This window comes from Alysiella sp. (assembly GCF_030525755.1).
In the GTDB taxonomy this organism is placed as follows: Bacteria; Pseudomonadota; Gammaproteobacteria; order Burkholderiales; family Neisseriaceae; genus Simonsiella.
The window spans coordinates 64,440-72,079 of sequence record NZ_JAUNEC010000004.1 but is presented as its reverse complement, the minus strand read 5'-3'; the positions used below and the strand labels follow the sequence as shown (position 1 = coordinate 72,079).

At 42.1% G+C, this 7,640-nt stretch carries 6 protein-coding genes; 2 read left to right on the top strand and 4 right to left on the bottom strand.

What is annotated here, in order from left to right; all coding sequences use genetic code 11:
* The 4 genes from Q4B82_RS02090 to yihA all read right to left on the bottom strand — a co-directional run.
* Positions 1–644, bottom strand: a 644-nt coding sequence (locus tag Q4B82_RS02090; protein ID WP_303064770.1) for a fused MFS/spermidine synthase, incomplete at its 3' end; no start/stop codon positions are given.
* A complete protein-coding gene (locus Q4B82_RS02085; protein ID WP_303064769.1) occupies positions 641–2,338 on the bottom strand; it encodes a phosphoethanolamine transferase in 1,698 nt (565 codons plus the stop codon). The genes Q4B82_RS02085 and Q4B82_RS02090, both read right to left, overlap by 4 nt.
* 173 nt (positions 2,339–2,511) lie before the next feature.
* A complete protein-coding gene (tyrS, locus tag Q4B82_RS02080; RefSeq protein ID WP_303064768.1) occupies positions 2,512–3,810 on the bottom strand; it encodes a tyrosine--tRNA ligase in 1,299 nt (432 codons plus the stop codon).
* 123 nt (positions 3,811–3,933) lie between these two features.
* On the bottom strand, positions 3,934–4,560 hold the full coding sequence (gene yihA, locus Q4B82_RS02075) for a ribosome biogenesis GTP-binding protein YihA/YsxC (RefSeq protein ID WP_303064767.1): 627 nt from the start codon (positions 4,558–4,560) through the stop codon (positions 3,934–3,936).
* A gap of 134 nt (positions 4,561–4,694) precedes the next feature.
* Between yihA and Q4B82_RS02070 the strand changes: the two genes are divergently transcribed.
* The gene (locus tag Q4B82_RS02070; protein ID WP_303064766.1) at positions 4,695–5,321 is read left to right on the top strand and encodes a cytochrome c; all 627 of its coding nucleotides are present in this window, start codon (positions 4,695–4,697) and stop codon (positions 5,319–5,321) included.
* Positions 5,322–5,495: 174 nt separating this feature from the next.
* Entirely contained in the window at positions 5,496–7,511 is a 2,016-nt protein-coding gene (locus Q4B82_RS02065) for a cytochrome c biogenesis protein ResB (protein WP_303064765.1), read from the top strand.
* Positions 7,512–7,640 lie beyond the last annotated feature (129 nt).

The window sequence follows — 7,640 nt, the reverse complement described above, 5'->3', positions numbered from 1 at the left end:
GTATTTGTTGGGTATTCAGTTTGTTTTGTATATGTGTCTTCCTTTTTATGGTATTTGAACCAGACAATAAGGGCAATGAAAGTATTCAGGCAGGCTGCCAAATAAACGGTTTGTGATAAAGTTAAATAGTTGTATAAAATAAAACCTGTTGCCAATGAACCCAAAGCGGCACCCAAAGTATTGTAAAAATACAGCGTACCAATGGATTCGCCAATATTTTGCATTTTTTGGTTAAAGTAAAAAGTTAAAAGTGGTAAGGTTGCGCCCATCATAAAGGTGGGTAGCAGCAAGAGCAGGAAATTCATGAATGCCACTTGCCATAAATTTGCTGTTACCAAAAGATGACCTAAACCCAAAATCAGATGATAGCTGGTAAAACCAAACAAACCAATTGCGGCTTCGGCCAGGCAGAACAACAGAATCACGCGTTGGCTGAATTTATCGGCAAGCCGTCCACCAAAATATGCGCCTATGCCCAAGCCCACCATAAATACGGAAATGACCACAGTAATGGAACTCAAATCTACGCCAATATTGGTAAATAACAGTCGTTGCCAACTTACTTGATAAAGTAAAGCAGAAAAGCCTGAAATAAAGAAAATCAGGGCGAGTTGGGACAGGATTTTGGGTGTGGTTTGAGTCATGATGATGTTCCTGTGTTAGGTGTACAGTTTTGATGAGCAAATGTCTTGGGTGGCATATCATTAAAAGGTTGAAACAGGCTGCCTGAAAGTTTGCCATTTTGGATATGAATGTTTGCAGCGTCCAATAAGGTGGCGAAAATCACTGAGTGGTTCATGTGTTTGTGGCGATTTTCATGTAATTGTTTGATTTTTTCTGGGAAGGCATTTTGATAGGCATCGGAATACCATGCAAACGTTGCTACTTCGTGATTCATGCGTGATGCGTTACCATGTCCCGATAAACCACAACCATCAGTAAGCAAATCTTCGCCATGATCGGAACTGAACAGCAAAAAAGCAGCTTGGTTTTTCTGTTTTAATTGTTCTATCATATTGTTCAATATCTTGTCGGTATAGACAATGGTGTTGTCAAATCCGTTGAGCAATTCGTGTTTGTGGTGTTCATCACGCACAGAATAGTGTTTTAAACCATGTACATCAGGAAGAAAAACGGCTTCTTCTTTGGGATAACGATGACCATAATCGGCATGACTGCCCAAAGTGTGTATCACAATGAATTTTTTGGGGCTGTTATCAGACAAAATTTGTGTTAATTTGGGCAACAGGCGTTCATCGTAATTGTTGTCGTGTTGATAACCTGCTACATTGATGTAGCTTTGTACATCGGCTTCTTTGGCATAAATGGAAATGCTGTTGTCAAAATGACCGTATTTCTGCTGATTAGACAGCCAATAAGTGCGAAATCCCGCTTCTTTAAACGCGCTAATAACCGATTTTTCAAAAAAATTGAAAGAATAAACTTGTTCAGGTGGTTTGCGCGTTATCATCATGGGCACAGAAACGCGTGTGTGGTCTGCCAAAGACAGCATATTGTCAAAAGGCAAAACATTGCGTTGTTGACTTAATAAAGGATTGGTGGGACGTGCATAGCCATGGATTTGCCAGTTGGCACGCCGCGCAGTTTCACCAATGACCAAAACCACAATTTCTTTTTGTTCTGTTGATTGACTGTATGCGCCAAAACGGAAATCGGCAATTTGTGTCATAAATTGATTGATGGTTTGTAATTCGTCATACCAGCGATACAGGGAAATGAATACACCAAAAGGGTAGGTGGGTTGAATTTGGTCTAAAACAATGTTCCGATTGGTACCTAAAAAATCTGCTTGTCTCATTTGTGAAGCCGTAGAAAAACCTTCGGCTTGTTGTAAAAAATCGGTATTGTGTTTTTCTTCTAATGCAGTTACCACATAACTGGTGCCTACATACAATACCGCTGATGCCATAATCCAATAACGGCTGCGGTGTTGCCAAGACCATTGATTTGGTCGCAAATTGTGCCCCAACCAAATAAGCAGGGCAAACCAAATAACAAATAAAATCATTACCCAAACAGGGATATAACCAATATAGCCCCATGCTTCTTCCCAATGGGTTTCAACCACAATCGCCACAATTTGTTCATTGAGAAAGGTGTGGTATTGCATGATGTACAACACATAGACAGGCACAATCAAGGCAAAGGGCAATAAAATCAATAAACGCCGTGCGTGTTTCAGGCAGCCTGAAAAACCCAATAACAATAAACTGGACAACAAAAAATGGTCGTATTGTTGGGTGTAATAACACAGCAGAGCATTGGGGAATAGTATTAATAAAATCAATATGATAAATGGAATAGGTGATTTTTTCATTGTGTGCATAATGATTCAAATTTCAGGCAACATAATGGGGCGGGCATAAAGCATCGTGATTGAAGTCATGATGGAAAAATTGAAAGACTGGTGCATTCGAAACCTGTATTCATCTGCCTATTTTGTGAATACAGGTTTTAAATTTAAACGTGTCAATTTGAAATAAGCAAGATTTATGCCCACAGCAACAAAGCATGATTGCGTTTGCCGCGTTTTACAATTGTGTATTTGCCAAAGCGTTTGTGTTCATCGTTCAGCAGATACAAATCATCGGGTTTTTCGGGGGCGTGATTGGGGTTGTTGGCGGCAATGGGGCTACCGTTAAGCAACATGGCACCGTTTTTCACAAATTCACGCGCTTCTTTGTTGGATTGTGCCAAACCTGTTTGTACCAGCACTTCCACCGCGTTCAGGCTGCCTGAAACTTCGGTAACGGGCAAACCGTCCAAAGCCAACTGTGCATAATCTTGTTCGGTCAAGCCGCTTTCATCGCCCGAAAACAGGCTTTCGGTGATGCGTTGGGCTGCCTGTAAAGCCGCTTCGCCGTGAATCAAGCGCGTCATTTCTTCGGCTAAAATGCGTTGGGCTTGTGGTTTGGCTTTGCTGGCTTGGTCTTGTTTTTCAATTTCATCAATTTGCTCAATGCTTAAAAATGTGAAATATTTCAAAAATTTGTACACATCAGCGTCAGCCACTTTCAGCCAGAATTGGTAAAATTGGTAGGGCGAAGTTTTGTTCGCGTCCAGCCACACCGCGCCGCCTTCGGTTTTGCCGAATTTGGTGCCGTCCGATTTGGTAACAAGCGGCAAAGTCAAGCCGTGTACCGATTTTTGGTGCAAGCGGCGTGTGGTTTCCGTACCCCAAGTGATGTTGCCCCATTGGTCGCTGCCGCCAATTTGCAGTTGCACGTTGTGGCGTTGATTTAATTCAGCAAAATCATATCCTTGCAACAATGCGTAAGCAAATTCGGTAAACGAAATGCCTTGGTCTTCGCGTTCAATGCGTTGTTTGACCGATTCTTTTGCCAACATCGCGTTTACCGAAAAATGTTTGCCGATGTCGCGCAAAAAATCCAAGCAATTCATTTTGCCAAACCAGTCGGCATTGTTTGCCATGATTGCCGCGTTGTCGCCATCAAATTTTAAGAATGGTTTCAACTGATTGCGTATGCTTTCTACCCAATTTGCCACGGTTTCGGGGGTGTTCAGGCTGCGTTCTTGGGCTTTGAAACTGGGGTCGCCAATCATGCCCGTTGCGCCACCCACCAATGCCACAGGCGTATGCCCCGCGTTTTGAAAACGGCGCAACACCAACACAGGCAGCAAATGCCCAATGTGCAAGCTGTCGGCAGTGGGGTCAAAACCGCAATACAGCGCGATTTTGTTTTCGTCCAATAATTTGGATAATTCTTGAATATCAGTGGTTTGGGCGATTAAGCCGCGTGCTTGTAAGTCTTGTAATAATGCGTTCATGTTTGTTTCTCTGTCAGTAAAATGTTTAGGGGCTGCCTGAAAAATACATGATTTTTCAGGCAGCCTGAATAGTATGTTGGATTATGGGTATAAATTGTAAACGGTTTTGCGAGATTGTTAAACCTATGCATTGTTGTTGTTTTGTGTTTCAGGCAGCATGGCAAACCATTGTGCGACCACTTGATTGACTTCTTCTGTGCCTTGTTTTTTTAAACTGGAAAACAGTTGTACTGATATGGTTTGTTTTGCCATAAAAGGTTTTAAGGTTTGTTTGACCAATGACAAAGTTTTGATTTGTTCATTCTTGGATAATTTATCGGCTTTTGAAAGCAAGATGTGAACAGGGCGACCTGTTAATGCAAAAAAATCCAGCATTTGTACATCAAGATTTTTGAGTGGGTGGCGCGCATCCATGATTAAAATTAGCCCAATCAACTGTTTGCGTGTTTGCAAATAATCGCCAAGCAGTTTAACCCAATGACTGCGTACGGCTTCGGGAACTTGGGCATAGCCATATCCAGGTAAGTCCACCATAAAATGTTTGTTTGCCAACTCAAAAAAGTTAATGTGTTGTGTGCGCCCTGGTGTTTTGGAAACATAAGCCAAGCGAACATGGTTGCACAGAGTGTTGATAGCACTGGATTTGCCTGCGTTAGAACGGCCGACAAACGCGATTTCGGCTGATGTGTTAGGCAGGTCTTTTAAATGGTTCACGGTTGTGAAAAATTTTGCATTGTGAAATAAGTTCATGACTGTAAAAAGAAGTGAATTTGGTATAGAATACCACGTTTAGCGGATTTTTGGTTTTAACTTTGTCCGTAAAATACAAATAACAATTTTCAGGCAGCATCATTAACTGCTTGGTTCAATCAGGAGCATTTTCCATGAAACGTACAACATTGCTGGTGGCATTGGTTTTGAGCGGTTTTGCTTTTGCTCAACCTGCGGATTTGGCAAAGGGCAAAGAAGTGGCGGAAAAAGTTTGCGCGGCTTGTCATGCATTAGATGGCAATAGTGGCATTGCGATGTATCCCAAATTGTCTGCTCAAAATCCTGCTTATATTTTCAAACAAACCATGGACATCAAAACAGGTGAACGCAATACGGGTTCTTCTGCTGCTATGAAACCGATGGTACAAGATTTAAGTGATGAAGATATTCGCAATGTGGCTGCTTATTATGCGAAGCAGCAACCCAAAGCAGGTGAAGCTAATCCAAAAGAAAATCCTGAATTGGGTGCAAAAATTTATCGTGGTGGCATTCCCGAGAAAAAAATCCCAGCTTGTATGTCTTGTCATGGTCCGGCAGGTGCGGGTATGCCAGCGGGTGGAACAGAGGTAAATGCTTATCCGCGTTTGGGTGGGCAACATGCCACCTATGTTGTTGACCAACTGAAAGCCTATGCATCAGGCGTACGCAAAAGTCCAAATAACATGATGGAAGACGTTGCAGGGCGCATGAGTGAGGTCGAGATGAAGGCTGTGGGTAACTTCATTCAAGGTTTGAAATAAGTATTTTCAGGCTGCCTGAAACACAGAATGGGTTTTCAGGCAGCCTAAAACTTTTGCAACAAATTGTATGACCATAGTGTATATCCAATTTGTTTTGTCATTAAAAATTGGTTTCTGTATCACTTTCAGGCAGTCTGAAATTCCATTTGAGCAAAACACACATAACCTAAAACCATGTCTCAAACCACATCAAAAAAATCCCTTCCCCTTATTCGCCGTCCATGGTTTGCATTTTTAAGTTCCATGCGCTTTGCGGTGGCATTGCTGACTGTGTTGGCGATTGCGTCCATTATTGGCACGGTTGTGGAGCAAAATCAGCCTGCACAAAACTATGTTGTGCAATTTGGACCATTCTGGGCAGAGATTTTTGGTTTTTTGGGTTTGTATGATGTTTATGCCTCATCATGGTTTGTGGTCATCATGATTTTTCTCGTGTTGAGTACGGGATTGTGTCTTTGGCGCAATATTCCACCTTTTTTGCGTGAAATGCGTTCGTTTCGTCTTAAAGCGACTGCGCAATCATTGGCGCATATGAAACACACCGCACAACTTTCAGGCAGCCTGAATGCTTTATCGCCCGATATTGCAGCGCAATACCTGAAAGTGAATGGTTTTCAAAGCAAAATGGTGCAGCGCGAAGACGGTAGCGTGTTGCTTGCTGCCAAAAAAGGTGCGATGAACAAATGGGGCTACATTTTTGCACATGCTGCCATTATCGTGATTTGCGTGGGCGGTCTGATAGACAGTAATTTATTGCTTAAAATTGGTATGCTGACAGGGCAAGTTGTACCTGATACCAGCAGCATTTTTGCACGTGATTTCAAACCTGAAAGCAGTTTGAGTGAACACAATTTGTCGTTTCGCGGTAATGCTGAAGTGGTAGAAGGGCAAACTGCTGATGTGGTTTTCTTGAATGCTGATAAAGGCTTGTTGTTGCAAAAACTGCCGTTTACGGTAGAACTCAAAAAATTTCATATTGAGTTTTACGACACAGGTATGCCCAAAGATTTTGCCAGCGACATTGTAGTTACCGATAAAGAAACAGGCGAAAAAATTGAAAAAACCATACGCGTGAATCATCCTTTAACCCACAAAGGCATCACGATTTATCAATCCAGTTATGGTGATGGTGGTTCGGACATTGCCTTAAAAAGCTGGAACTTACGTGGTATTGGTGCGCCTGTTACCATGAATGCTGTATCGCAACGCCAATTTCCGCTTGATTTGGGAACTGTTGGGCAATATCGCCTTGAATTTGGCGAATTGCGTGTGTTCAATGTCGAAAACTTGAACGAACAAGAAGCGGAAAATGGCAACCGTTTACACGAAGTCCGCAGCGTCAATCAAGAAAAAAAATTCCAAAACGTAGGTCCTACTATTACTTACAAATTGCGCGACAGCGCAGGACAAGCGCGTGAATACGTCAGTTATATGTTGCCTTTGCAACGTGAAGGTGCATTGTTTTTTGCCACAGGCGAACGCAGTGATGTCAATGAACCTTATCGTTGGCTGATGTTGCCTGCCGACCCAAATGGTAAAGTGGACAGTTTTATGGCGTTGCGCCAGTTCTTGATGCAACCTGAAAAACGCACACAAATTGTGGAACAAGCAATTTTAACGGTGGATGAAAAAATGCGCCCGCAATTCAAATTGGCGGTGGACAACCTGTTGCGTCAATTTGCCGAAGGCGGTTATGTGGCGATTAACGAACACATTAAAAACAACGTTCCAAAAGCCGAACAGGAAAAAACAGGGCAATTTATGTACCAAATTTTGTATGGTGCAATGGGTATTGTTTTGGACAAGGCACTCAAAGATGCGGGGCTACCTGAAATTGTCGCAGGAGAAACACGTAATACCTTTTTGCTCAACAGCATGGACGGTTACACTGCACTCACACGCATGAATGCACCTATTTTGTTGCAGTTGGAAAGTTTCAAACAGGTCAATATGTCGGGTTTACAAATGACCAAATCTCCAGGTGCGACATTGGTTTACATTGGCTCAATGCTTTTGGTCTTGGGTACAATTTTCATGTTTTATGTGCGTGAAAAACGTGCATGGTTATTGTTTGACAACAATGGCATACGCTTTGCCATGTCGTCCAGCCGCCATGAGCGTGATTTAAACCATGAATTTTCTGAACATCTGCAAAAATTGGAAATGTTGGCGTGTGATTTGGCCATATAAAAACTTGAATATTATGATGTGCAAGTTTGTTTGTTGGTTTTTCAGGCTGCCTGAACACGCAGTAAAATAAACACATCAATTTTTTCAAATACCTCAACTGAAAACAACGATTAAAATAAAATATTCAAA